This is a genomic window from Psychrobacillus sp. FSL K6-2365 (genome assembly GCF_038003165.1).
Classification (GTDB): Bacteria; Bacillota; Bacilli; order Bacillales_A; family Planococcaceae; genus Psychrobacillus; species Psychrobacillus psychrodurans.
Genome location: NZ_JBBOOO010000001.1, coordinates 3,446,869 through 3,470,478, shown reverse-complemented (window position 1 = coordinate 3,470,478; position 23,610 = coordinate 3,446,869). Strand labels below are relative to the sequence as shown.

30 protein-coding genes are annotated in these 23,610 nt (G+C 35.9%); 25 read left to right on the top strand and 5 right to left on the bottom strand.

The window, feature by feature from the left end:
* Nucleotides 1-16: 16 nt before the first annotated feature.
* Nucleotides 17-271: a phospholipase gene (locus tag MKY29_RS17545; RefSeq protein WP_336285559.1), complete on the bottom strand. Its 255-nt coding sequence runs from the start codon at nt 269-271 to the stop codon at nt 17-19.
* 140 nt (nt 272-411) lie between these two features.
* Here MKY29_RS17545 and MKY29_RS17540 point away from each other — a divergent pair, with 140 nt between their 5' ends.
* From MKY29_RS17540 to rbsB, 6 genes are read left to right on the top strand one after another with little or no spacing between them, the layout of a single operon-like run.
* The gene (locus MKY29_RS17540) at nt 412-1,485 is read left to right on the top strand and encodes a LacI family DNA-binding transcriptional regulator (RefSeq protein ID WP_336285511.1); all 1,074 of its coding nucleotides are present in this window, start codon (nt 412-414) and stop codon (nt 1,483-1,485) included.
* The gene (rbsK, locus tag MKY29_RS17535) at nt 1,482-2,369 is read left to right on the top strand and encodes a ribokinase (protein WP_340880886.1); all 888 of its coding nucleotides are present in this window, start codon (nt 1,482-1,484) and stop codon (nt 2,367-2,369) included. Before MKY29_RS17540 ends, rbsK begins: the two co-directional genes overlap by 4 nt.
* A complete protein-coding gene (gene rbsD, locus MKY29_RS17530) occupies nt 2,366-2,755 on the top strand; it encodes a D-ribose pyranase (RefSeq protein WP_093495169.1) in 390 nt (129 codons plus the stop codon). Before rbsK ends, rbsD begins: the two co-directional genes overlap by 4 nt.
* A gap of 16 nt (nt 2,756-2,771) precedes the next feature.
* Nucleotides 2,772-4,268 (top strand): sugar ABC transporter ATP-binding protein, encoded by a 1,497-nt coding sequence (locus tag MKY29_RS17525; RefSeq protein WP_093495168.1) that lies wholly within the window; start codon nt 2,772-2,774, stop codon nt 4,266-4,268.
* On the top strand, nt 4,255-5,196 hold the full coding sequence (rbsC, locus tag MKY29_RS17520) for a ribose ABC transporter permease (RefSeq protein ID WP_093495167.1): 942 nt from the start codon (nt 4,255-4,257) through the stop codon (nt 5,194-5,196). The genes MKY29_RS17525 and rbsC overlap by 14 nt, the downstream gene beginning before the upstream one ends.
* A gap of 15 nt (nt 5,197-5,211) precedes the next feature.
* Entirely contained in the window at nt 5,212-6,132 is a 921-nt protein-coding gene (gene rbsB / locus MKY29_RS17515; RefSeq protein WP_093495166.1) for a ribose ABC transporter substrate-binding protein RbsB, read from the top strand.
* Nucleotides 6,133-6,248: 116 nt separating this feature from the next.
* Here rbsB and MKY29_RS17510 read toward each other — a convergent pair whose 3' ends face one another.
* The 4 genes from MKY29_RS17510 to MKY29_RS17495 form a co-directional block, all read right to left on the bottom strand.
* Complete coding sequence (locus MKY29_RS17510; RefSeq protein ID WP_241598397.1) at nt 6,249-6,707, bottom strand: DUF523 domain-containing protein; 459 nt, start codon at nt 6,705-6,707, stop codon at nt 6,249-6,251.
* Nucleotides 6,708-6,788: 81 nt separating this feature from the next.
* On the bottom strand, nt 6,789-7,196 hold the full coding sequence (locus MKY29_RS17505; RefSeq protein WP_445677881.1) for a GNAT family N-acetyltransferase: 408 nt from the start codon (nt 7,194-7,196) through the stop codon (nt 6,789-6,791).
* Nucleotides 7,197-7,457: 261 nt separating this feature from the next.
* Nucleotides 7,458-7,703, bottom strand: a complete 246-nt coding sequence (locus tag MKY29_RS17500) for a hypothetical protein (RefSeq protein ID WP_093495163.1) — start codon at nt 7,701-7,703, stop codon at nt 7,458-7,460.
* 164 nt (nt 7,704-7,867) lie between these two features.
* Nucleotides 7,868-8,449: a hypothetical protein gene (locus MKY29_RS17495; RefSeq protein ID WP_241598399.1), complete on the bottom strand. Its 582-nt coding sequence runs from the start codon at nt 8,447-8,449 to the stop codon at nt 7,868-7,870.
* 382 nt (nt 8,450-8,831) lie between these two features.
* Between MKY29_RS17495 and MKY29_RS17490 the strand changes: the two genes are divergently transcribed.
* The 19 genes from MKY29_RS17490 to MKY29_RS17400 all read left to right on the top strand — a co-directional run bounded on the left by MKY29_RS17490 (nt 8,832) and on the right by MKY29_RS17400 (nt 23,601).
* The gene (locus tag MKY29_RS17490) at nt 8,832-9,146 is read left to right on the top strand and encodes a PadR family transcriptional regulator (protein ID WP_340880385.1); all 315 of its coding nucleotides are present in this window, start codon (nt 8,832-8,834) and stop codon (nt 9,144-9,146) included.
* Entirely contained in the window at nt 9,115-10,305 is a 1,191-nt protein-coding gene (locus MKY29_RS17485) for a DUF2812 domain-containing protein (RefSeq protein ID WP_241598401.1), read from the top strand. The genes MKY29_RS17490 and MKY29_RS17485 overlap by 32 nt, the downstream gene beginning before the upstream one ends.
* Before the next feature lie 175 nt (nt 10,306-10,480).
* Nucleotides 10,481-11,062 carry a GGDEF domain-containing protein gene (locus tag MKY29_RS17480; protein ID WP_340880384.1) on the top strand — a complete coding sequence of 194 codons (582 nt, stop codon included), beginning with the start codon at nt 10,481-10,483 and terminating at the stop codon, nt 11,060-11,062.
* A gap of 495 nt (nt 11,063-11,557) precedes the next feature.
* The gene (locus tag MKY29_RS17475) at nt 11,558-13,378 is read left to right on the top strand and encodes a BglG family transcription antiterminator (protein WP_241598403.1); all 1,821 of its coding nucleotides are present in this window, start codon (nt 11,558-11,560) and stop codon (nt 13,376-13,378) included.
* Nucleotides 13,379-13,392: 14 nt separating this feature from the next.
* On the top strand, nt 13,393-14,508 hold the full coding sequence (locus tag MKY29_RS17470) for an amidohydrolase/deacetylase family metallohydrolase (RefSeq protein WP_269915752.1): 1,116 nt from the start codon (nt 13,393-13,395) through the stop codon (nt 14,506-14,508).
* Nucleotides 14,505-14,846: a PRD domain-containing protein gene (locus MKY29_RS17465; protein ID WP_093495155.1), complete on the top strand. Its 342-nt coding sequence runs from the start codon at nt 14,505-14,507 to the stop codon at nt 14,844-14,846. Before MKY29_RS17470 ends, MKY29_RS17465 begins: the two co-directional genes overlap by 4 nt.
* Nucleotides 14,847-14,862: 16 nt before the next feature.
* On the top strand, nt 14,863-15,222 hold the full coding sequence (locus tag MKY29_RS17460) for an SFCGS family glycine-rich protein (protein WP_093495154.1): 360 nt from the start codon (nt 14,863-14,865) through the stop codon (nt 15,220-15,222).
* A 4-nt stretch (nt 15,223-15,226) separates the two neighbouring features.
* Nucleotides 15,227-15,577 carry a DUF4312 family protein gene (locus MKY29_RS17455; RefSeq protein WP_090568180.1) on the top strand — a complete coding sequence of 117 codons (351 nt, stop codon included), beginning with the start codon at nt 15,227-15,229 and terminating at the stop codon, nt 15,575-15,577.
* Between the two features lie 15 nt (nt 15,578-15,592).
* Complete coding sequence (locus MKY29_RS17450) at nt 15,593-16,378, top strand: DUF4311 domain-containing protein (RefSeq protein WP_093495152.1); 786 nt, start codon at nt 15,593-15,595, stop codon at nt 16,376-16,378.
* Nucleotides 16,379-17,038, top strand: a complete 660-nt coding sequence (locus tag MKY29_RS17445) for a DUF4310 family protein (RefSeq protein WP_340880383.1) — start codon at nt 16,379-16,381, stop codon at nt 17,036-17,038.
* A gap of 10 nt (nt 17,039-17,048) precedes the next feature.
* Nucleotides 17,049-18,158, top strand: a complete 1,110-nt coding sequence (locus tag MKY29_RS17440; RefSeq protein ID WP_093495151.1) for a DgaE family pyridoxal phosphate-dependent ammonia lyase — start codon at nt 17,049-17,051, stop codon at nt 18,156-18,158.
* Entirely contained in the window at nt 18,158-18,877 is a 720-nt protein-coding gene (locus MKY29_RS17435; RefSeq protein ID WP_340880382.1) for a KDGP aldolase, read from the top strand. Before MKY29_RS17440 ends, MKY29_RS17435 begins: the two co-directional genes overlap by 1 nt.
* Before the next feature lie 258 nt (nt 18,878-19,135).
* Complete coding sequence (locus tag MKY29_RS17430; RefSeq protein WP_340880381.1) at nt 19,136-19,573, top strand: GNAT family N-acetyltransferase; 438 nt, start codon at nt 19,136-19,138, stop codon at nt 19,571-19,573.
* Between the two features lie 155 nt (nt 19,574-19,728).
* Entirely contained in the window at nt 19,729-20,439 is a 711-nt protein-coding gene (locus tag MKY29_RS17425; protein WP_340880380.1) for a YwaF family protein, read from the top strand.
* Nucleotides 20,429-21,205 (top strand): class I SAM-dependent methyltransferase, encoded by a 777-nt coding sequence (locus MKY29_RS17420; RefSeq protein WP_093495147.1) that lies wholly within the window; start codon nt 20,429-20,431, stop codon nt 21,203-21,205. The genes MKY29_RS17425 and MKY29_RS17420 overlap by 11 nt, the downstream gene beginning before the upstream one ends.
* Before the next feature lie 71 nt (nt 21,206-21,276).
* Nucleotides 21,277-22,062: an SDR family oxidoreductase gene (locus tag MKY29_RS17415; RefSeq protein WP_340880379.1), complete on the top strand. Its 786-nt coding sequence runs from the start codon at nt 21,277-21,279 to the stop codon at nt 22,060-22,062.
* Between the two features lie 128 nt (nt 22,063-22,190).
* Entirely contained in the window at nt 22,191-22,652 is a 462-nt protein-coding gene (locus tag MKY29_RS17410) for a hypothetical protein (RefSeq protein WP_093495145.1), read from the top strand.
* A gap of 333 nt (nt 22,653-22,985) precedes the next feature.
* A complete protein-coding gene (locus tag MKY29_RS17405) occupies nt 22,986-23,117 on the top strand; it encodes a hypothetical protein (RefSeq protein WP_269915753.1) in 132 nt (43 codons plus the stop codon).
* A gap of 16 nt (nt 23,118-23,133) precedes the next feature.
* The gene (locus MKY29_RS17400) at nt 23,134-23,601 is read left to right on the top strand and encodes a cytochrome c oxidase subunit II (RefSeq protein ID WP_093495144.1); all 468 of its coding nucleotides are present in this window, start codon (nt 23,134-23,136) and stop codon (nt 23,599-23,601) included.
* The last annotated feature ends 9 nt before the right edge of the window (nt 23,602-23,610 follow it).

The following is a 23,610-nucleotide window of genomic DNA, read 5'->3' as shown; positions in this document are numbered from 1 at the left end:
TACGAATTAAATTTCTCTAGTATCTAGAGTTTTTACAAGTAAAAGTTGTTTGCAATTTCATATAATTATAGAGCGTTCGAGCATGTCTACCCTTTTGAGTATTATTGTTTATTTTAGGATGTAGCCGACGGAGAAATTCGCGATCACATTCACAACGATTATTTCCTCTTCTATAACAATCATCATGTGCTTTACAAGCTGTATCTACGTCATTTATCGGCGCACCAGGACCGCTACAACCGGGTCCACACCAATTATACCCGGGGAACACGCAAAAACGGGGCTTTCCATTTCCTCTACGTGCCAAATTAAAAACCTCCTTAGAATGTTTTATTACTTATAGTCTATTCTGTAGCTTTAATAATGTATAAACTCTTACCCACTTAAAGAATGTCCGATAGTTGGTGATAAGTGCCAACTAATTTCTTATTGACAGCTAAAGTTATTCGTTGGTATATTATGTGTAACCGGTTACACAATGAGATGAAAAGAGTGAAACAATTGGCGAATATTAGAGATGTGGCGAAAGAGGCTGGTGTTTCAGTTGCTTCTGTATCCCGTTATTTAAATAAAAAAGGATATATCAGTGAGGAAGCAAAAAAGAAGGTTCAAAGTGCGATTGAACTATTGGGCTATAAGCCGAATCTAGTTGCACGCTCATTGAGTACAAAACAAACCAATTTGATTGGACTAATCGTACCGGATATAACGAATCCATTCTTCCCTGAACTTGCTAGAGCGGTCGAAGATGTCGCGTTGTCTTATGGATATACAGTGATTTTATGTAATTCGGATGAAGAAGCTGAAAAAGAGATAAATTATATTGAAATGCTTAAGCAAAAATATGTTGCTGGATTTATTGTTGCGACTAATCAGTTACAAGCAAGTCATTATGAAGATTTAGATATCCCCATAGTTGCACTTGACAGGATGATTCATGACTCAATCCCAACTGTTTCTTCAAATAATATAGAAGGAGCTAGGCTAGGAACCTCCTATTTATTGGAGCAAAATTGTCAAAACATAGTGTTCATGCGTGGTCCTTCTGGACTTGGACCGGCTGATGATCGACTTGCTGGTTTTTTAGAGGCGATAGAAGGAAAGGATATTACATCACATATAATAGAATGCCCGTTTAACTTTGAGCATTCTGAAAGAATAGCAAAGAAGTTTTTAACTGAAATTGAAGGAGTAGATGGGATATTCGCAAGCACTGATGTATCAGCGGCTGGTGCATTAAAGGCGGCATATTCCCTTGGGATAAGTGTCCCATCAAATGTACAAATTATAGGGTTTGATGGTATATCCCTAGCTGGAATGCTGACGCCTGGATTAACAACAGTAGCACAGGATATTTATAAATTGGGTGCGATTGCTATGAGAATGTTGATAAAAAAAATCGAAGATATTGAACTAGATGATAAAGTTATTCAAGTTCCAGTGGAGTTAGTAGTGCGCGGAACAACAAGGAGTGAGTTACGCTGATTACAGTTATTGGTAGTGTAAATATGGATATAGTTGTACAAACAGATAATTTTCCTATACAAGGTGAAACCGTATTAGGACAATTATTTACGACCGTACCTGGAGGGAAAGGCGCAAATCAAGCAGTAGCCGCCGCGCGATTAGGTAGCAAAGTACAAATGGTTGCAAGCGTAGGAACTGATAGCTTTGGCAAAGAGCTTGTTGAAAATCTAGAAAAAAATGCTGTAAATGCAAATGGTGTCATTATAAGTGATGGAACTGCTACTGGAATAGCCAATATATTGCTATCTGAAGGAGACAATCGGATTATCGTTGTACCTGGTGCTAATCATGCATTAACACTGGAACATATTGAAAAAATGAAAGAAACGATTCGACAAAGTAAATTTGTCATGATGCAGTTAGAAATTCCAATTCCAGTAATTGAATACTCATTAAAACTTTGTTCGGAATTGAATATACCTGTCTTATTGAATCCAGCTCCTGCAGGAGGCTTTCAAAAAGAATTTATGGATTATATTGCATATTTGACTCCAAATGAAACAGAGTGCGAAGTTATTTTTGGATTAGATGTGGAAGCTGTTTTAGAAAAGTATCCAAACAAGTTAATCGTAACTCTAGGTAGTGAGGGAGCTCGTTATTTTGACGGTGAAAAGCATGTCATTGTTGAAGGATTTAAAACGGATGTAGTAGATACAACTGGAGCGGGGGATACATTTAACGGAGCTCTTGCACATGCACTTGCACAAGGACTAGATTTAGAGAGTGCAGTACAATACGCAAATGCAGCAGCTTCATTATCAGTAGAGAAATTTGGAGCACAAGGCGGAATGCCAGCACATGATGATGTGAAGAAAAGATTAGAAGGAGCATCTAAATCATGAAGAAGCTTGGTATTTTAAACCGTGAGCTTGCTGCTGAGTTTGCTAAGCTTGGCCATACAGATCAAATTACAATAGCTGATTGTGGGTTACCGATTCCAGATGGAGTTCGTTGTATAGATTTGTCTTATGTAATTGGCAAACCCTCTTTTACAGAAATTTTTGAGGCTGTGTTAGATGATGTACAAGTTGAGTGTGCCTTTATTGCTAGAGAATTAAAAGATGCTAATACAAAGCTACATAAAATTGTTCAAGAAAAAGTTGGCAAAACTACAGAAATTTCACATGAAGAGTTTAAAGTAATGACACGAAATTCAAAAGTTATTATACGCACAGGTGAAGCTACTCCTTATGCAAATATTATTTTACAATCAGGCGTCATATTCTAAAGGTAGGTGAATAGCAATGATCGAAATGACTGGAATTTCAAAAGCATTCAATGGAAATACAGTTTTAAGTAATATTGAATTTGAAGTGAAAAAGGGAGAAATTCATGCACTAATGGGTGAAAATGGTGCAGGTAAATCTACTTTGATGAAAATATTAACGGGTATCTATACACGTGACTCTGGGGATATAAAGGTAAAAGGTCAAATAGTAGATTTTAAAAATCCAAAAGAAGCAGAACAACATGGAATTGCAGTTATTCATCAAGAGTTGAACATACTTCCTGATTTAACGGTAGCAGAAAATTTATTTCTTGGAAACGAAAGAACGTTTGGAAAAAGCCCGGTTTTAAAAACAAAAGAAATGAATAAACAAGCAAAGGAAATCCTATTAAGTTTGGGACTCGATATTGATGTAAAAATGGTAGCTCGTTCACTTTCCGTTGGTAAACAACAAATTATCGAGATTGCAAAAGCAATATCGTCCAATGCAGAGCTTATTGTAATGGATGAACCCACAGCGGCTTTGACAGATCGGGAAATAGAAACACTCTTTGTGACGATTCGAGCATTGCAAGCCAAAGGAGTTTCGTTTGTATATATTTCACACAGAATGGAAGAAATTTTTGCTATCTGTGATCGCATTACGATACTACGAGATGGACAATACGTTGGAGTTAAAAAAGTGAAGGATACAACATTTGATGAAATTGTTCAAATGATGGTTGGACGAGAGCTTGGTAATCGTTTTCCAGAACGATCTGTTAAAATTGGCGAAGTAAAGCTGGTTGCGAAGAGTTTAACGAGAAACGGTTATTTTGAAGATGTTTCCTTTGAATTACGAAAAGGAGAAGTCTTAGGAATAGCTGGTTTAATGGGTGCCGGACGAACAGAAGTAGCACAAGCTTTATTTGGATATAAAAAACTAAATAAAGGCGAAGTTTTTTTAGATGGTAAGTTAGTGAAAATCCAGAATCCATCAAAAGCTATAAAATTAGGTTTTGGGTTTGTAACGGAAGATCGAAAATCGGAAGGATTGATTGTTGATTTCTCTGTGAAAGATAATTTAGGCATTACCAACTTTGATAAGATCTCTAGAAATGGTGTAGTAGGTGCAAAAAAAGAACAAGAATTATACGATTCAATGGTAAAACGCCTTGGAGTTCGTACTTCTGGTCCAAACCAATTTGTGAAATCACTAAGTGGTGGGAATCAGCAGAAAATTGTTATAGCGAAATGGCTTGGAATAGAACCAGACATCCTTATACTAGATGAACCAACAAGAGGTGTCGATGTTGGAGCTAAAAAAGAAATTTATTCAATTATTAATGCTTTGGCGGAAAAAGGTGTAGCAATATTAATGATATCCTCTGAACTTCCTGAGGTTATTGGTATGGTGGACCGAGTACTTGTCATGCATGAAGGAAAAATAACAGCAGATTTAACAAAAGATGAAATGACACAAGAAAAAATTATGCATTATGCTACGGGAGGTGACAAAGTTGCTCAAATCTAGTTCACAATCATTTTTACAAAAACTCGGACCTGTAATTGGTTTATTACTAATCGTGGTCATAATTAGTGTAATGAGTCCAAACTTTTTAACGCTAAACAACTTATTAAATGTACTTCGACAAGTATCTATTAACGCACTAATCGCTTTTGGGATGACATTCGTCATTTTGACAGGCGGAATTGACTTATCAGTTGGTTCAATATTAGCGCTAACAGGAGCAGTAACCGCTGGATTTTTAGCAAGTGGTATGGATCCAATGCTTGCAATGTTTTTAGGGTTAATCCTTGGAGCAATTTTGGGTGCAATAAACGGTATTATCATTTCAAAAGGGAATGTGGCTCCATTTATCGCAACACTTGCAACAATGACTATTTATCGTGGTTTGACTCTAGTCTATACAGAAGGTAGACCTATTTCAGGACTAGGTGATTCTTTATCATTCCAACTGATAGGAAAAGGTTATTTCTTTGGAATCCCGGTTCCAGTAATTACAATGGCTATAGCATTTGGAGTATTATATTTTGTTCTTAAAAAGACAACATTTGGTCGTCGAGTGTATGCAGTTGGTGGAAATGAAGAAGCTTCTCGCCTTTCTGGTATTAAAGTAGATCGTATAAAAGTTTATGTTTATGCGCTTACAGGTACCCTAGCAGCTTTAGCATCATTAATTTTAACTTCTAGACTAAACTCTGCTCAACCAACAGCAGGAAATATGTTTGAGCTGGATGCTATTGCAGCTGTTGTGCTAGGTGGGACAAGTTTAACTGGTGGACGAGGTTGGATTGTTGGTACATTAATTGGAGCACTCATTATTGGCGTCTTGAATAATGGCCTAAATCTTATTGGGGTATCCTCTTTCTTCCAACAGGTGGTGAAGGGTGCAGTTATATTGGTAGCGGTTTTATTAGACCGAAAAAAAACAGTATAAAAGGAGAAATTAATCATGAAAAAAGTACATTTAGTTTTATTAATGATGATGATTATGCTTGTTCTTGCGGCATGTTCAACAGAGGCACCAGGTTCTTCTAAGGAATCAGACTCAACAGATAAAGAAGGAAGCTACAAAATTGGTTTATCTGTTTCTACTTTAAACAATCCATTTTTCGTAACATTGAGCGATGGGGCTAAAGCGAAAGCAGAAGAACTAGGAGCAACTTTAACTGTTGTAGATGCACAAGATAATGCGGCAAAACAAGCAAGTGATGTAGAAGATCTAATTCAACAAGGGGTAGATTTAATCCTTATTAATCCAACAGATTCAGAAGCTGTAGTTGCAACAGTTGAAGCTGCAAATGCTGCTGATATTCCAGTTATTACAGTTGACCGCAGTTCTGAAGGTGGGGATGTAGTAGCTCATATTGCTTCTGATAATATTGCTGGTGGCGAACTAGCTGGAGAATATTTACTTGGGTTAGTTGGAGAAGGTGCACAAGTCGTTGAACTTGAGGGTATTGCAGGTTCTTCTGCTGCTCGTGATCGTGGTGAAGGATTTAACAATATTGCAAATGGTAAATTAGAAGTTGTTGCTAAACAAACAGCGAACTTTAATCGTGCAGAAGGTTTAACAGTTATGGAGAATATTTTGCAAGGTAACCCAGATGTAAAAGCAGTTTTTGCACATAATGATGAAATGGCTCTAGGTGCACTGGAAGCAATTGAAGCAGCTGGAAAAGATATTCTAGTAGTTGGTTTTGATGCTACAGGGGATGCAGTAAAATCAGTAGAAGACGGTAAACTTGCTGGTACAGTAGCTCAAAAACCAGATTTAATCGGTCAAAAAGCTGTAGAAGCAGCAATGAAATCACTAAAAGGTGAAAAAGTAGAAGCTTCTATTCCAGTCGAATTAGAATTAATCAAAAAATAATAAGCATTTTGGTTCCACATACAATAAAAACTAAACAAATAACTAGTATAAGAAATAGCGTCCATGACCGAAATATCGATTATGGACGCTGTTTTAATAAGACGTGAGTAGAATAACTACAAGGAATTTTCAACAAATTGTTCTTCTGATATTACTTGTAATCCATTTCTTTTAAGTAAAGCAGAAGTAACTCCATTTCCAATAATTTTCTTCCCTTTAAATTCACCATTGTAAATCATTAAACTACCACAGGATGGGCTATTCTCTTTTAGAACAACTATCGTTGCATTTATCTTTTTAGCCTTTTCTAGAGTAGCATAAGCTCCTTTTAAGTAAATTTCAGTAACATCTCTACCAGACTTCTCAATAACCTTAGCTTTTCCATCAAGTACGTCTTCGCCGTCTCCTCCTATTATTTCAGCAGGTTCTCTGGGAGTTGAAAATCCTCCCAGTAATTCTGGACATATTGTAATAGCTTTATTTTCTTCCACTAATTTACGTAACTTACTATTTAGACTGTGAGTTCCATTATATCTTACCTCTAACCCTGCTAAACAGGAGCTTACTAATATCATTAACTAACATCCCTTCAATATAATCTCATTCCTTAATAAAGGTATTTCATTCATGGCAGTTGAATAAGCATATAATACTTACTAACTTTCTAAAATACATTGGAAGCGTTCCACACCTGGATACTTTTCTCCTAAACTCTTTATTTTAAATCCACAATTCTTATAAAAATTCACAGCCTCTTTATCGGTCTCAGCAAAAATACTAGTTAATGAATGTTTAACTTTTATAAAACTAATCATTTTACTTCCTATACCTTGTCCTCTATGGTTTGGAGAGACTGCAATATGTTTTATTTCACAACGTTTTAGGCCTAAAAGCTCTATTCCTATACAACCGACAACTTCATCTTCAAGGTCATATCCATACAACGATAGAACTGGAGATTGGATATATAATCCATATTCTCTCTCGATATTCCTTTCCGAGGTTGCCAAGGATAATAGTTTTCTCAAGTTAGGTTGAATAGATGGTGATTTCATTTCTTTCACAATGACGTCCCTCCTTGCATTAACCTGCAGCTTAATTCAATGGGTATGTTTAATGTTTTCTTCTCAATTACAGCCAACTAAACTGACCTTAACTTTCATACGTTCAAAACCAATAGAAGTTCTAATTTCAAGTAAATTTACAATTGAATTAACAAAAATACATTTACTGATAATAGAATAAAATGCTGCTACGTTTATTTAGTTCTCGAAAAAATGCATTGATCATGCAGTGATTTTACCTGATCAGCACATCCTTCGATTTCATTTATTTTTAGTATTAAAATTTAATAATTCTGTCTCTATCTCTTTATCTGATACAAATACTTCTTCATTGTTTTGGCTCTTACTTTTAGGAACTAACAATAATATGCCTAATATTAAAACAATTAAAATTAGCCATACAGAAATAGTATGCAAATCTTTCCCTGTTACCATAGCAACTTGAAATACAATTGAGGCTGTCAGTAATGATAAACTAATTATTAAAAGTCCAAATAACCTGTACATAACAATCCCCTTTCAATTCTTAGTTCACAAAATCGTTACTACTGATACTTATTCTAGATAATTAGTAGTTTTCTTCTTAAACTACTGCTACTTTAGTTCAACAAATTCTACAAAAGGACATCAATCCCTCTGAATCAACGCCCCTGTTAATGAGAAGATATTTATTATTGTCCTTCTATTTTATGCCACTTCAAATCTTCACTGTTAGATACATTTGTATCTTTTGGGTATCCGTAATAATAAAGCTTTTTTCCGTCTTTATTAAATGCAGTTGGGTAAAGAAAGTCTATTTGTTCACTAAATGGATACAAGAAAGAAATACGCTCTCCATTCTGTATCTCTTTTCTTTCTACAATAGGCTCGATACCAGCCTCAATATATGCGACTTCTTCATCGTATGAGATTACACTCAATAGGGTAGCTGCATCATTCCCAGTGGTAATGCTAATACCTCCAACTGTTTGAATTTTATCAGAACTATACGGAATGTTGGTTGATGCCGAACTGCGGAAAAGCACACCTGACTTTTCAGATAGTACTGTTTGGTACATCTCTGCTTCATCGCTCTTAAATAAAAAAATAACGGATGAATCTGTATCATATTGTTCTATCAACTTTGCATCTTTCGAAAGGAAATCATTACTTTTGGCAGCACTTAACGCAGTAAACCTGTACCCACTTATAAAAAATATAAGTGTGAATACAACTAACAATTGTATTGGTATTACAAAATTCCGTTTTTTCATCAATAAACTCCCCCTAAAATTGCAATCCTTTAATTAATCTCACCTGCCCCGTTTATTTAAGTGTAAACTTTCACAAACTTTTTTATATTTTAACATAAATATCCAGTTTAAGTGGGAGTAATTAAATAAGATGTAATGTGGTTGTCAGCATGTCATTCTACAATATATCAGCCTTTAGCTTTAACGTTGCCTTAAGAAAAAAATCTCATTATGTCAAATATGATCTTTTTTATCAGCCTAGAACCTGGTTCTAAAACAACATTGTATTTTCTAGAAATGGACTTTTTAAACGGATTGAATAGTCAAAATTTTTTGACATCTATACTGGAAAATAATACTATTGCGTTAAATGACATATCGTTTTGCATGATATAAGGAGGCTTTGCAATGGCATATAACAGTAGCACTAATGAATCCAAGTGACAGATATAGACTGATGAATGTAATAACAGAGGTTTCACATGGAAGAGTGAATATGGGACCTGGAACACTTTATGGAGTTCTTGTCCGTATACAAAAATCTGGTCTAATTACTCTATCGGAGGATGATGGTAGAAGAAAAAAATACACAATTACAAATGAAGGGAAAGAAGCTCTGCAGAGTGAATATAATCGGTTAGCAGCGTTAGTTAATGATGGAATAATTTTGAAAGAAGGTGATGTGGATGAAAGTAGTTCTAAAACTGAGACCGAGTAATTATTGGCGTATTGGTGAGCATGAGAGTTGGTTTACCGATATGGCCAAGGAAGGGTTGCATCTAAGAAAGGTCGGCTCAATATTTGTGCATTTTATTAAAGAGAAGCCTAAAGAGACAAGGTACAGGATAGATGCAATACATAATAAAGAGATTACATTTGAGCAACAGCAAATGTATGCTGAAAGTGACTGGTCTTTTGTTACAAGGTATGGAATGTTTAGTGTGTTTTCATCTCCAGTTGAGTTAAATGCCCCTGAATTACATACGGATCCTGAGGAACAAGCCTATACTCTCAAAGCTCTTGAAAAAACGATCGTTAATAGTGCTTTACTGGCAACAATTATTACATTAATACTAATTGGATTAATCTACTTTTTTTTATTTGTTAACTCCACACCTACTTTATCCTTCGTTGAAGGTGAAATTATTCAACCTCTGCCTTTATTTATAATTATTTATTTTACTTATAGCTTAATAAGTGCCGCAGTTGGAATACGTTCTTTAAGAAATAAACTAAAAGAAGGTAATGCAATTGATCATGCTGCTCCTTGGAAGAGGATGCGCAAGGTTAATTTATTGATATCAAATGTATTTATTGTCTTAGCTATTGTTACTGCAGCTATTCCATATATTCAGCTTGGCATGAAAGAGACACTAGAAATGCCTATAAATGATATTGATGTACCTATCGTGAGACTTTCGGATATTGAACAGAGTACTGAAATGGTAAGAAAAAAAGATTCTATGCGAGGAGATATTGATAGAGGCAATAGTTATACCTATAAATGGAGTATAATGGCTCCAACTCAATACGATGCACAAGAGCATGGTATCGTCTATGGGGAAGAATGGAAAGATGCTAGTGGCGTGTATTCGCCAAGTACTTATTCGAAGGTCTATAAAATCATTTTTCCATCTATGAGTGAAAACCTTGTAGATGATTTGATAGAGTGGCATGGTATGTTCGAAGGAAAAGAAAAGTTATTACAGCTAGAACATAGTAGCTTTGATTATTTGATAATTAAAGAGGACGACGAAACGAAAGAAATCTTTGCAGCTAAAGGAAAAGGTGTTATGTATGTTAGATATCATGGCTATGCAGAGATGGATATTCTTTTAAAAAATGTCGCTCAGCAAATTAGATTAATAGGAGAGTAATACTTTTATAAATTACGATTCAAACTTGGAGGTATTTAGATTAATAATCGTCATAAATAAAAGCTCAAAACAAAAGCCTAGGGTATTTTCTTATAAAAAATTATTCTAATTTTACTACAGAATTTTAAATTAATGGTAGGTTATAAAATGCAAAGAGGTGGTGAAAATAGAAACAATGAATAAACAATTAGAAAATGAGATTACTATTCAAAAAAAAATGGTGGATGACCTTTCAAAGTATGAGAGTGGAGAAGTTGTTAATGATGAATTGCCACAGCTGGCAAACCCCAAACATTTGACAGAGTATATGAAAGAAGTGCTGGGTGATTGTAGGGAAGATTTGCAAGTCGCACTTTGTATAATCGATCTCGACCATTTCAAACGCTATAATGATTTTCACGGTTGTATAGAAGGAAATCGTTGTTTACAACAAGTCAGAAATTGTATTAAAACAATTTCAAGCGACAGACAAGGGTTACTTCTTCATGCTGATGGAAATGAATTTATTTGTTTTTTAACCGATATTAGTGCAGCAGTGTTTGTTCAATTGGGAGAGTCTTTAAGAGCCGCCGTTGAACAATTAAGCTTACTATTTTGTTGGGAGCAGCATTCTTTTCAAGTGACTGCTAGTGTGGGTGGTGTTCATGGTTTAAGGGGTAGCTTTAAGGACGAAGCTGAAATGTTTTCTATAGCATATGAAGAGTTATATAAAGCCAAATCTAATGGACGTAATAATGTGAAAATTAAATTCCAATGATTAAAGTTACTAGATTATATAGAAATCTAGTAACTTTTTTTGTCTCTACTACTAGGACAGGGATATTAGCAGAAGGTTAAGTTAAATGGTTTGTTCAAACAGGAAGATAGGATTATGAAAGCTCGTTGAACCTAGAACAGCATTTCTTTACTTTTTGGCGCATTCCTCTACGACTTTTTATGGTAGCTCAATTGACTTTTATAAAAGGACAGAAAGAAGGAAACCTTGCTCGTTGGAGAAGGGTTTTCTTCTTTGTAATTTATGAGGAAGATGCAAATCAACAATTTCTTTCCTCATCGGTAGGAAAAAAATTTGCCTTTATCTAAATTCAATGAAGGCTTAAGATTATAAGTATGAACAAATAGTTCAAATTTTGTTTATTTTCTAATACTTTTAACGCAGGTTATTTTGGTCTTTTAAAGTGCCAGACCTTTGAATACCTCGGACGCTCAGAGAATATGTAGAAAAGCCAAAGAACTAGAGGGTGGGATAAGAGTGCTAACCATAAGAGGGTTTAGGTTATTAACAAAGCTTTTAGAAGCCAGTGGTCCTATATATCTGAAGGATTTATCTGAAGAGTTTAATGTAAGCACGAGGATGATTAAATATGAAATGGATGACGTGAAAAAATGGCTCTGTGAGCAAGGAGGAAAAGTATTTTCACAACCAAATAAAGGGATTTGGCTTGATTGTGACGAGGAAAAACGATTAGCAATTATTCATGCCTTACCGGAAGTTGAAAGAAATAATGTTTATCTGAACCAAGAGGCCAGAGTAGGAAAAATGATTTTGTATATGCTGGTGAACACTGGATATGTAACTGCGGCTACTTTTTCCGAACAACTAGATGTAAGTCGAAATACTTCATTAAATGATATTAAACAAATGGATGAATTGCTCCGACCATGGAATATAGAGTTAGAAAAAATGCGCGGGACTGGTTATAAGTTAATAGGGGAAGAACTTTCGCTAAGGCTGCTGTTTGAACATTTGATCCATGCTGATTTGACGAATAATGATGTATATAAAATTATGAGTCGAGTAACAAGACGAGATGATTTAAGTGGTGGGGTGCAAATGATTAAGGATATACTTCCAATTTATAAAACTATTGAAAAGCAAATGGCTGAGTTAATTTCTTCCACACCCAAACATGTACTCTATGAATCAGAGGTATTGAGAATATTATTCCGACTTACCATCTCGATTACTCGTATGAACGCCGGATTTACGATGAAAGATTATCGGATTTTAAATAAAGCAGATCACAATGATTTAACAGTTCAACTAATGGAAAAGGTGTGTCAACAAATGCAGTATCCTTTGTTTGAAGAGGAATACCGCTATGTGTCGGGTGAAAGTGATAATGATCTCAATCAAATCGACATACTAAAGGTGACAAAAGAAATAATTCAGTATGTGAGTGAAATACAAGGTATTCACTATCATAAGGATCCAAAATTGTTTAATAATCTGTTTGCTCATCTTTCTCAGCGTTTCCAAAAAGGTGAAATCAATTTTACAGAGATTAATCCTTTTACGAAAGAGTTAAAGAGAGAATATTCAGCTCTATTCACAACCATACAGAGTGCATGCCAATTGTACCTTACACCTCAAAAAATTTCAGCGCCTGATTCATTTATATCATTAATAGTCCTCCATTTCATCGTCTCTTTTGAAAAGAAATTTGATCAAAAAGGTAAAATTCGTACTTTATATGTTTGCTCTACTGGAAAAGGTGTTGCACGCCTTATTAAAAATCGTGTTGAAAGAGAAATTTACGATATCGAAATCGTTAAAAATTGCTCGATTATGGAAGTAGATGAAATTTGCATACAAGAAGAGGTCGATTTCATTATTAGTGTCTTTCCGATTGAAACAGCTCTTCCGTTAGTAATCGTAGATTCCCTGCCAAGTAAGAGGGATATTGAAAACATTAAAAATAAAGTGAAGGAATTACTTCGATTTAAAAATTTTCAATTCAATAACTTGCTAGAAAGTACTGAGGAGAAAATTAGTGATAAAGATAATGAATTTATCAGTCAAGAAATTATCTTAAAAGGGTTTGAGGTTAACCAAGAAATTCAGTTAGCTTTTATAAATGAGATAAGTGAGTCAAAGAAGCAGGCACTCATGCTGCATATTTCTTTAATGGTCCATCGCTACTATTTCGATAAACAATACGATAACTATTCCTATTCAATAAACAACACTTATGACGTAGAGAATATTAAAACGATAAAAAAAATTTTAGATACACACGAATTACAGGTTCACGAAGCAGAGATTTATGCAATACTACATTATTTAAAATAGCTGGAGGTGTTCTTGTGCTAGAAGAAATCATCATAAAAAATGGGATTGTCATAGATCCAGAACAAGACACAATTGAAGTGAAAGAAATTGGTGTACGAGACGGGTTATTAGTAGCACCTCAAGATATAAGTTCTTCAAATGTAAAATATATCGATGCTGAAGGCTGCTATGTTTCTCCTGGTTTCATCGATATGCATGTGCATATCTTTACAGAACACACAGAACTAGGAATTGAGGCAGATCTTGTTGGTATTGAGCAAGGAGTTACAACAGTAGTGGACGCTGGGAGTTCCGGGTATTCAGATTACTCGACTTTTAAGGAAAAAGTAATTAAACCGAGTCGAACGGAAGTTCTTTCATTTCTTAATATATCACGAAAAGGCTTAACTAACGGCTTATCTGAACTTGCCAATCTGGAAGATTTAATGAGTTTGGGAGAAGCGAAAGAGATTTTTGAAAAGGAACCAAGCATCGTGGGGTTGAAAGCACGTATGAGTGGGAGTGTTGTTAAAAACAGAGGCATTAAACCTCTTGAACATGCTCGTATGGTAGCAGATCATATAAACGTTCCAATTATGGTCCATATCGGAAACCCACCTCCAAATTTGGAAGAAATCTTTCCTCTTTTACGTAGAGGAGACATTGTGACGCATGCATTTCATGGGAAAAAATATGGAATTTTAAATGCAGAAGGTTTACTGATCCCAGAAGCGATGGAGGCTTTAAAGAAAGGCATATTATTTGATATTGGACACGGCACCGATAGCTTCAGCTATGAAACTCTGATGAAGTTTAGAGATAAATACGATGATTCGTTTACAACCAGTACTGATATCTATCTTAAAAACTATCAAAACCCTGTTGGTAGCCTGATGAATACAATGTCCAAGTTGTTGGAATTAGGGATTCCCTTAATGGAAGTTGTGAAAACGGTTACATCGAGAGCAGCAAGGTCTCTAAGGGCAAGTGATATAGGGTCGTTAGCTTTAGGGACTACAGCCGATATCACGATTTTTAAAAAGATAAAACAACGAACGATATTAACTGACTCTATGGGAGTAGAACTAGAGGCGAGTCAAATACTCAAACCACACATGGTACTGAAAGATGGGAAGGTTGTACAACTATGAATACACAAAATTTAAAAGAGCAAGAGATAATCAGTAAAAGCGGGAATCCAGATTTATGCATAGATGTTTTAACGTATTCAAAAGATTTTTTAGAGTCTAAAAAAGTTCTCATGACAGTACCTCAATGGCTTTCATTTGTTTCACATATTTCTGGAATGGTTTATCGCTCAACGAATGAAGAACCAATTCAGTCGGTGGAAAAAGAAATATTTAATGAAGTCTCGTCAGAGTCTATTGAGATGGCAAGTGAAATTTGTAAGCAACTTAGTAATTTACATGAAGATGAAAAATATCTTTTATCAATTCACTTTGAAGCTGCAAAACTAAATGAAGAATAAATAGGAGGAATGTGTGATGAGCAAAGTTATTGTTGTGATTGGTGATCGATTGGGAAAAGGGCAAAATGTTGGGAAAGGCGTAGAGGCAGCAGGGGGCATTGCTATCGTTATTAGTGGAATGGCTGCTGATATGAAACTAGGTGACAAGATGAAGGAAGAGAATGCAGACTTGGGCATTTCTTTTTGTGGCAGTGGAGGAGCAGGAGCTATTACAGCACAGTCAAAGTATGGTTACCCAGCACAATACGGTATGCGTTCCATTGAAGAGGGGTTAACAGCTCTTAGGGAAGGTAAAAGAGTACTTGGTTTTGGGTTTAACGACTCTGAAGAGTTAGGAAGAAGACTAACAGAAGAGTTAGTAAAAATAAGGGGGTAATTTTATGAAAAATGTTATTGAGACAAAAGTACGTACCGAGGGCAAAGGTGATTCGAAAGAAAAAGCACTGAACATTGCCCTAGGCAATATTCAGAAAAAAGTTATGAAAGATTATAAGGGAAATATGATTATTCGGATTGAGCCTATTGACGTCGACGTTGTAGAGGCGAAAGAATTTTCGTATATAGAACGCTTTTTGTTCTTCTTTTTTCCACGAAAAAGAAGCAAATACAGTGTTGTATTAGATGTAAAGATAAATTTATTTCTTTTGAATGTAGAGGAAATCAATTTCAACAAGGTGGAACAAAAAAATAATATAAAAAGTCACGCAATGGGAAGTCTTTTTCCAAAATAAAAGGAGGAATGAATAGTGGAATTACTAGTGATTATCATTAAGTCAATCATCATTGGAGGATTTGTTGGCTTTGGTGTTGGTGCTGGTGCAGCTCGGATGTTTCATGCTCCAAGTTCACAAGGTATGGGCGCATTTCGGACTCTGGGAGAGCTAAATGCATGTGCGGGGGATGCTGCGTCACATTTTTCTTTTGGTTTAGGATTCTTTTTTAATGCTTGGGCATCTTCTGTTGGTGCTGGTGCATTCACGCAGGATGTGGATCATCGAATCATACCAAACTGGGCAGCTGCATTATTAATGAGAAAAGGAAAACGTCCAGAGGATACATTGCATAATCCGAAGAAGATGGCAATTACGGGAGCTATTATCGGGATACTCGTTGTTTCATTCTTAAATTCAACAGCATCGGCAATTCCTGAATCACTGCAAGCAATTGCACTAAAAGTATTAGTACCTGCGGCGAACTTGCTTATCAACCCTGTAATGCCAGTTATCTTCTGGTTAGCAGCTTTGGATTCTGGTAAACGATCTGGAATCTGGGGAACAATTTTCGGTGGAGCAGCACATTTGGTCATGGGAAATGCAGTTCCAGGTGTTGTTTTAGGGATATTAATAGGTAAAGGTGTAGATGACGGCGGTTGGAACAAGATTACGAAGACGTTATTGGTTTCTGTAATTTTACTGTTTGTATTAAGTGGGTTTTTCCGAGGATTTGATATTGCTTTTCTCCAAGGATTTAATCTAGAAGCACCTGAATGGTTGATCGATTTACACAAATTAATCGGATATGAGGTGAAGTAAATGGGTGGGAACAATGAAATTAATATGAAGAGTTTTTGGTATGCAGATTGGTCATTTCCACTTTTGGTAGCCCTATTGTCTTCAGGAGTATTTGCTGGTACACATATGTACTATGTATATAAAATTGGGGCATTTAATGATGTGGCGATTGTTGCGATGCTTGAAGTAGGTCTACAAGGAGGGGGCTATGGAGTTGCAGCAGCATTTGGAGCTAGTTTCCTATTTGCACGTATTCTAGAGGGTTCTCTTGTTGGGATTTTAGATATTGGCGGAGCTATCCAAACGGGAATAGGAATTGGAATACCAGCTATACTTCTAGCTTCAGGGATCACTGCACCACTTGAAAACTTCACACTATCTTTACTTACTGGAGCAGTTTTAGGACTTGCAATTGGTTATACAGTCATAGTAATTCGTAAATTTACAGTGGGGCAATCTAATTCCACTTTTGGTGCAGACGTAATGATGGGGGCGGGGAATGCATCGGGAAGGTTCTTAGGACCTTTAATCATCATTTCCGCAGCATCGGCGTCAATTCCAATCGGAGTTGGAGCTATTGTTGGAGCCGCAATTTTTTATGCTGGAAAAAAACCAATTGTAGGTGGTGCAATAATAGGAGCAATGCTGTTAGGTGCATTTTTCCCAATTTCATTAGACTGAGGTGAAAAAGATGGATGTTTTTACACGATTAGGTTTAAAGCAGGTGATTAATGCGAGTGGAAAAATGACGGCTCTCGGAGCATCAGCTGTGAGTGAGGAAGTTGCGCAAACATTGAAAGAGGCCTCGCAGAATTATGTAGATATAGATGAAATTATGGAACTAACAGGGACAGTGATTGCTGAAGTAACAGGGGCTGAGGATGGCTGTCCAACAAGTGGTGCAGCAGCAGGAATAGCGATTAGTGTTGCATCAGTGATTGCTGGTACTAATCTGACACATATTGAAAGATTACCATATTCAGATGGATTGAAAAATCAAGTGATTGTTCAAAAAGGACAGCAAATTCATTTTGGAGCAAGCATTGCACAAATGATCAGTTTAGGTGGAGGCAAAGTAGTAGAAGTAGGTCAAGCAAACAAAGTAGAAGCAGAACATATCGAAGAAGCCATTAATGAACATACGGCCGCACTTATGTATATTAAGTCTCATCACGCTATTCAAAAAGGTATGCAGTCAATTGAAAAAATGATTGAGATTGCAAAAAAGTATCAAATTCCTTTTATTATGGATGCTGCTGCGGAAGAAGACTTTCAGAAGTATATTGCGATGGGTGCAGACATCGTTATATACAGTGGCGGTAAAGCATTAGAAGGCCCAACATCGGGGTTTATTTGCGGTAAAAAAGTATTAATGGAAGCATGTAGGAAGCAATACAAGGGGATTGGACGACCCATGAAGATTGGAAAAGAAGGAATTGCCGGTTTGATGGTGGCGTTGAAACAGTATTCTCACAAAGATGAAAATATCGAGCTTCAAATTAGTAGAATGAAATCACTTTGTGAAGATTTAAATGGGGTTCCTGGTTTAACATGCATGATTAAACAGGATGAGGCAGGACGAGAAATTTACCGGGCAAATATCGAGGTGAACAGTAAGGAAGCAGGCATGGACGCAGCTGAATTACTGCATGCTCTAGAATCAGGAAATCCAGCCATCTATTTACGCCATCACTATGTGAATATCGGAATATTATCAGTTGATCCGAGACCTTTACTTAAAGGACAAGAAGAAACTATTGCAGAGAAGATTAGACTAATATTAGCTCGAGGAGTGAGATAATGCCATTTAAACATCGTGTTATTTTTAATGTATTAGCGAAGGATTTAAAAAATGCAAAGGAACTAGTGCAAATTGCTGGAGACCGTGTATTAGTCGGAGTGATGGTCAAGAACTTCCCGACAGAAGAGGCTGCTATCCAATTAGTAAAAGAATTCAAAGGAAATAATATCCCAGTATCGGTTGGGTTGGGTGCAGGAGACCCAGCGATGTGGAAAAAAGTGACCGAAGTGTCTGTAGCAACTCTACCAGATCACATCAACCAAGTGTTCCCTGCATCGGGTTATACGCTTGGAAGATTGGAACAAACTACAGAAAATGTTCCTCTGATCAACTCGATGATTGAGCCAACTGGCACTCCTGGGCAAGTATATATTTCCACAGGTCCATTGAGTTCTGCTCACCGCGAGAAGGTTACTTGTGAACTAGCCGCAACGATGATTGCTGAAATGGGGATTCCGTCCATTAAGTTTTATCCGATCGAAGGAGTAAAGTATCTCGATGAATTAGCAGAAATGACGCAGGCTGCATCAAAAGTAGGTATTAAAATCATTGAGCCAACAGGTGGAATTGACTTAAGTAATGTCCATGAAATTGTACAAATATGTCTCGAAAACGGTGCAGAACTTGTCATCCCACACCTTTACTCATCCCTTATTGACAAAGAAACGGGTGAAACTAAATCATCAGCGATGAAACAATTAGTGGAGCTAGAGTGGTAAAGATTTCTGTATAAGTTTGCGTAAGGAAATGGCTGGTGATGAAATAACATACGGCTGTTGCTCGGCTTAGGTACTGATGAATTATCAAAGAGTGCTTCCCCAATATTGATGTCCGTAACTCGTCAATGGAAGAAAAGGGATTTTAAACTGCTTGCAATAAGAGTGATTCAACTGGAAACTTTCGAAATTTAATTTTTTAACAAAATCTAGTTAATAAATGGTAAAATACAATAAAAATTAAATAAAGGAAGATAAAATATGTGCATTCAAAGAGCTACATTAAATGAGCTTGATTCACTGACGGAACTTTTTGATTTATATAGATTGTTCTATAAACAAGAATCGAATCTTGAAGGTGCGAGAGCTTTTTTAAAAGAAAGATTAGTAAAAGAAGAATCAGTAGTTTTCATAGCCTATGATGAGAATAGTCCAGTTGGTTTTGTACAGTTATATCCATCATTTTCTTCCGTAAGTATGAAACAATCATGGATCTTAAATGATCTATATGTGAAAAAGAGTGCACGCAATAATGGATTTGCAGAAAAATTAATAAAAATGGTCATTAATTTTGCAGAGGAAACAGATGCAAAAGGAATTTTACTTGAGACGGATAAGGAAAACATTCCAGCACAAAGACTTTACGAAAAAATTGGTTTTATAAGAGATTCAAATTACTATTACTATTTTTCTATTTAGCAAATTATTTAATGGCCTAAAATGTGAAAATTATATTCAAATGATGAAAGCTACTTGGGGTTGAAAACCAGTAGCTTTTTTATATTTTTTTCAAAGGAAATTCAAAAGCTTGTGCCGAATATAATAGAGTAGATTAAGAGTGGGGGAGACAGAAAATGGAATCTGCATTTGAAATGTTTTCAGCTGTTCATATAACTTCAATGATTACCTTGTGTTTTCTAATCCTTCTTTTATTTTATAATAGGAATAGATGGACTATTCAACAACAGAAAGTCCAATTCATGGAACGATTTTTCGCTCTTACTTTATTCATAATGGATGGTTGTTATTATATATGGCTTGTTCAAACAGGAAGATGGGATTGGGGTAACTCATTACCATTAGAACTATGCAGTATTAGTTTGATTATAACAATTGTTTTGCTTTGGACTGGAAAAAAGAAGCTTTATTCATTTGTTTTTTTCGCTGGTATTGGAGGAGCAATCCAGGCAGTTGCAACACCTGTTTTGGATTTAAACTTTCCTCATTTCAGGTTTTTCCATTTTTTCTATACGCATTTTGGAATCATTTTAACCGCGCTTTATTTTACTTGGGTGAGAGGTTACAAGCCAACCTTTAAAGGCGTTATCCAGACGATGATTACGTTAAATGTATTGCTACCATTCCTATTTTTTATAAACTTTTTAGTGGAAGGCAATTATATGTTTTTACAGGAAAAGCCAAGAGGTGGAAGTTTGTTGGACTTTTTAGGGCCCTATCCATGGTATATTTTATCACTAGAATTAGTTGCGTTTATTGTATTTAGCTGTTTATGGCTTTTGTTTAAGGAGCGTAACAAGCAAGGGGAGGGTGTAAATGTTAAATAATCCAACGACCTTTTCTGAATGGTTAACACCACATTCCATAGAGTGGTATCAACAGCTCTCAGAGTTACAGCGTATTTATAAATATACTTGGAACTCCAGCATTACTAAGCCCAGCGGAGAGTCTATTTTTGATGAAGAAGTATCAAAAATGATAAAAAACAAAAGAGTTCTAGATGTTGGTTGTGGACATGGTGATTTTACTAAATTTTGTAGCTCGATTGCAAAACAGATTGTAGGATTTGATGTAACTGAAAATTTCTTAGAAGTTGCTAAGGTGAATGAAAAGTCGAACCTTACATTCATTGTTGGAAATAGCAAACAAGGATTACCTTTTGAGAAAAATGAGTTTGAATGTGCATACACTCGAAAGGGACCTACATCTGCTTATCCAGCCCTTACAGAAGTAGTGATGAAGGGAGGATCAATTCTTGGACTTCATCCAGGTGATGGAGCAGCAAAAGAACTACCTCTAATTTTTCCAAATCTATTTGACTACTCTTTTGGTACACCAATACTAAATAAAATAAATCAACAATTGGAGATTAGTAGCTTCACTTCCATTGAACTGGAGCATGTAACAAGTATAGAATATTTGCATTCTCCTATCGATGTATTAAAGTTACGTTGCTTTGGTCAAAAGACATCTATTTACGAAAGGCTAAAGGAAGAGGATTTATCGAAAGTAACTAAAATATTTGATGAAAATAGTACAGAGCAAGGCCTAGCTGTAACTAATTCTTTCTATATCATTCGTTTAATTGTTTAGACGAATCGAGTGTTTTATATATTTCTGGTAGGGAACAGAAAATAGAAGACACTTAAGTAGGAGGAATAATTATGAGCAAAACTATTTTTATTACTGGTGCTGGAAGCGGACTTGGAAGAGGTGCAGCAATTGGACTTGCTAAGAAGGGTCATCGTTTAATCGCTACAACAGAAAACACTTCTCAAAAAACAGACCTATTACGAGAGGCCAATGAATTAGGGTTAAAGATGGAAATATTCAAGATGGATATTACGAACGAACGTGACCGTGCACAAATGGAAGATTATGATTTTGATATATTTGTTGCAAATGCAGCTATCAATGAAGGTGGACCGTTAGGAGAAGTACCGATGGATCGATTTCGTGCATTGTTTGAGGTGAACGTTTTTGCTACGTTAGAAACTGTACAAATTGCTGCTAAAAAATTCGTAAAGCAGGGCAGTGGGAAGATTGTATTTATGAGTTCCATTGCAGGTGTATCAGCAACACCATATGTAGGTCCATACACTGCTACAAAGCATGCAATCGAAGGAATTGCCAAGACCCTGGAAAAAGAGTTAAAAGAGTTTGGAGTGCAAGTGGCAACGATTAACCCAGGACCATATAATACAGGATTCAATGATAGAAGTGCAGAAGAAAAATATAAATGGTACAATGAAGACAGTAATTTTACTAACAAGGAAGATATGCAAAAACAAGAAGCACAATTAGAAAACCAATTTGATCCTAAAGATATGATTGAAAAAATGATAGATATCATACCTGCAGATCATCATAAATTTCGCACTATGCATCCAGAAGAAACTGAACAGCAAGCTAAGAAAGCTCAACAAGAATGCTGGGATATGGAAATTTAGAATCTTTCATATAGGAGGTAGAGCTAACCAATACATCGGTGCTCTACTTTTTTTATGTAAATAGGTTAAGATGTTTAGGTAATTGGGTTTTAAAAAAATTTTAATACATAAAGAAGAGGGGTTACGATATGAACTTATTTAAAAAATCGGGTTGGAGCAAAGTTATTCTAGTTATGTTAAGTATTATTATACTTGGAGCATGTTCGGATGAGGAAACACCAAAAGAAACAGATACGCCAGGTAAACAATTAGCAATAATAAAGAATTATGAACTTTCTACCAGAAATCTTGTTTTGGATGAGGTTGAATGGATAGAGGAATCGGACAAAGATAGGATTAAGGAGTTAGGGCTGGACGTGGAGAAGGACTTACCAACTGGTTTTGTGATGTATAATGAAACAAACGAAGAATCTACTATGAAAGTAGCCGAGGATGCAGAGTTCTTACTTGTTAATCAAGAGAATCCCTCGGAGCCTAGAGTAGTTGATGAGAAGGAATTTATCACCTACTTACTTGGTGTCAAAGGACCTTATTATGTGACAGTTGAAGATGATGTAGTAGTGAAAGTTGAAGAGAAATATATGCCATAATGGTGGAAAAGCACTCGAGTTACTGTTTAGAAACAGTAACTTGAGTGCTTTTTTGTTACGAGTATATAGATGTTAGGAATATGGGCTATTTTTAGATTTTATGGGCAGTGGTAATAGTTTTATGGGTTATATTGGTGACTTTATGGGCGATACCGTGATTTTGTGGCGGATAACAGCAGTTTAAGGGCTAATTCCACATTTTTATGGGCTATCTCCGGATTATATAAAAAACATCGTGTTCAAAATCACAGCTACAAGTGATTTAGAACACTTTTTAGTATGTGCTTTATTACTAGAATAGAAGTAAGAAGAAATACAAGGAGGACGAAATAGATGGGATTCAAAAATGTAAAAGAACAGAAGGAATCTTATAGTGGAGCATTATTTGCCTCTCTCGTTTTTGTTGGAGTACCGATTATTTTATGTATCGTTCTACTACTAGTTTTATATATGGATAGAGTTTGATAGGAGGAGAAACTGTATGAAAATGCATCGCTCAGAAGAGATTTGGCTAATTATTGGAGTAGCAATTTTAGTTATTTCGATGGCAATCACCGGATATCAAGCTTTCGCTTTGGATATGGGGACACCTAGTGGACTAGAGACAATAGATCCACAGAAAGTTGATGAAACAGCACCTTTTGATAAGCCTGGTGTTTATAAAACGGGAGACAATGAATATGAGGTCGTTATGACCCTACAAATATTCTCTTTCACTCCAATGGATATCGAAATTCCAGCAGGAGCAAAAGTAACTTTTGTCATGACATCTAAGGATGTTGTACATGGTTTCCAAGTGGCAGGCACTAACTTAAATGCAATGGTAACACCAGGGCATATCCAAAGGGCAACACAAAACTTTGATGAAGCCGGTGAATATTTAGTTTTATGTAATGAGTATTGTGGAGCGGGACATCAGATGATGAGTACTACGATCACAGTTAAATAGAGGAAGGAG

Bases quoted from the DNA above. Each gene is read 5' to 3' on its own strand.
- rbsD (WP_093495169.1), top strand. From the start codon at position 2,366: ATGAAGAAGCTTGGTATTTTAAACCGTGAGCTTGCTGCTGAGTTTGCT.
- MKY29_RS17525 (WP_093495168.1), top strand. From the start codon at position 2,772: ATGATCGAAATGACTGGAATTTCAAAAGCATTCAATGGAAATACAGTT.
- rbsB (WP_093495166.1), top strand. From the start codon at position 5,212: ATGAAAAAAGTACATTTAGTTTTATTAATGATGATGATTATGCTTGTT.
- MKY29_RS17510 (WP_241598397.1), bottom strand. From the start codon at position 6,707: ATGATATTAGTAAGCTCCTGTTTAGCAGGGTTAGAGGTAAGATATAAT.
- MKY29_RS17500 (WP_093495163.1), bottom strand. From the start codon at position 7,703: ATGTACAGGTTATTTGGACTTTTAATAATTAGTTTATCATTACTGACA.
- MKY29_RS17495 (WP_241598399.1), bottom strand. From the start codon at position 8,449: ATGAAAAAACGGAATTTTGTAATACCAATACAATTGTTAGTTGTATTC.
- MKY29_RS17485 (WP_241598401.1), top strand. From the start codon at position 9,115: ATGAAAGTAGTTCTAAAACTGAGACCGAGTAATTATTGGCGTATTGGT.
- MKY29_RS17480 (WP_340880384.1), top strand. From the start codon at position 10,481: ATGAATAAACAATTAGAAAATGAGATTACTATTCAAAAAAAAATGGTG.
- MKY29_RS17465 (WP_093495155.1), top strand. From the start codon at position 14,505: ATGAATACACAAAATTTAAAAGAGCAAGAGATAATCAGTAAAAGCGGG.
- MKY29_RS17460 (WP_093495154.1), top strand. From the start codon at position 14,863: ATGAGCAAAGTTATTGTTGTGATTGGTGATCGATTGGGAAAAGGGCAA.
- MKY29_RS17455 (WP_090568180.1), top strand. From the start codon at position 15,227: ATGAAAAATGTTATTGAGACAAAAGTACGTACCGAGGGCAAAGGTGAT.
- MKY29_RS17445 (WP_340880383.1), top strand. From the start codon at position 16,379: ATGGGTGGGAACAATGAAATTAATATGAAGAGTTTTTGGTATGCAGAT.
- MKY29_RS17440 (WP_093495151.1), top strand. From the start codon at position 17,049: ATGGATGTTTTTACACGATTAGGTTTAAAGCAGGTGATTAATGCGAGT.
- MKY29_RS17435 (WP_340880382.1), top strand. From the start codon at position 18,158: ATGCCATTTAAACATCGTGTTATTTTTAATGTATTAGCGAAGGATTTA.
- MKY29_RS17430 (WP_340880381.1), top strand. From the start codon at position 19,136: ATGTGCATTCAAAGAGCTACATTAAATGAGCTTGATTCACTGACGGAA.
- MKY29_RS17425 (WP_340880380.1), top strand. From the start codon at position 19,729: ATGGAATCTGCATTTGAAATGTTTTCAGCTGTTCATATAACTTCAATG.
- MKY29_RS17420 (WP_093495147.1), top strand. From the start codon at position 20,429: ATGTTAAATAATCCAACGACCTTTTCTGAATGGTTAACACCACATTCC.
- MKY29_RS17415 (WP_340880379.1), top strand. From the start codon at position 21,277: ATGAGCAAAACTATTTTTATTACTGGTGCTGGAAGCGGACTTGGAAGA.
- MKY29_RS17410 (WP_093495145.1), top strand. From the start codon at position 22,191: ATGAACTTATTTAAAAAATCGGGTTGGAGCAAAGTTATTCTAGTTATG.
- MKY29_RS17405 (WP_269915753.1), top strand. From the start codon at position 22,986: ATGGGATTCAAAAATGTAAAAGAACAGAAGGAATCTTATAGTGGAGCA.
- MKY29_RS17400 (WP_093495144.1), top strand. From the start codon at position 23,134: ATGAAAATGCATCGCTCAGAAGAGATTTGGCTAATTATTGGAGTAGCA.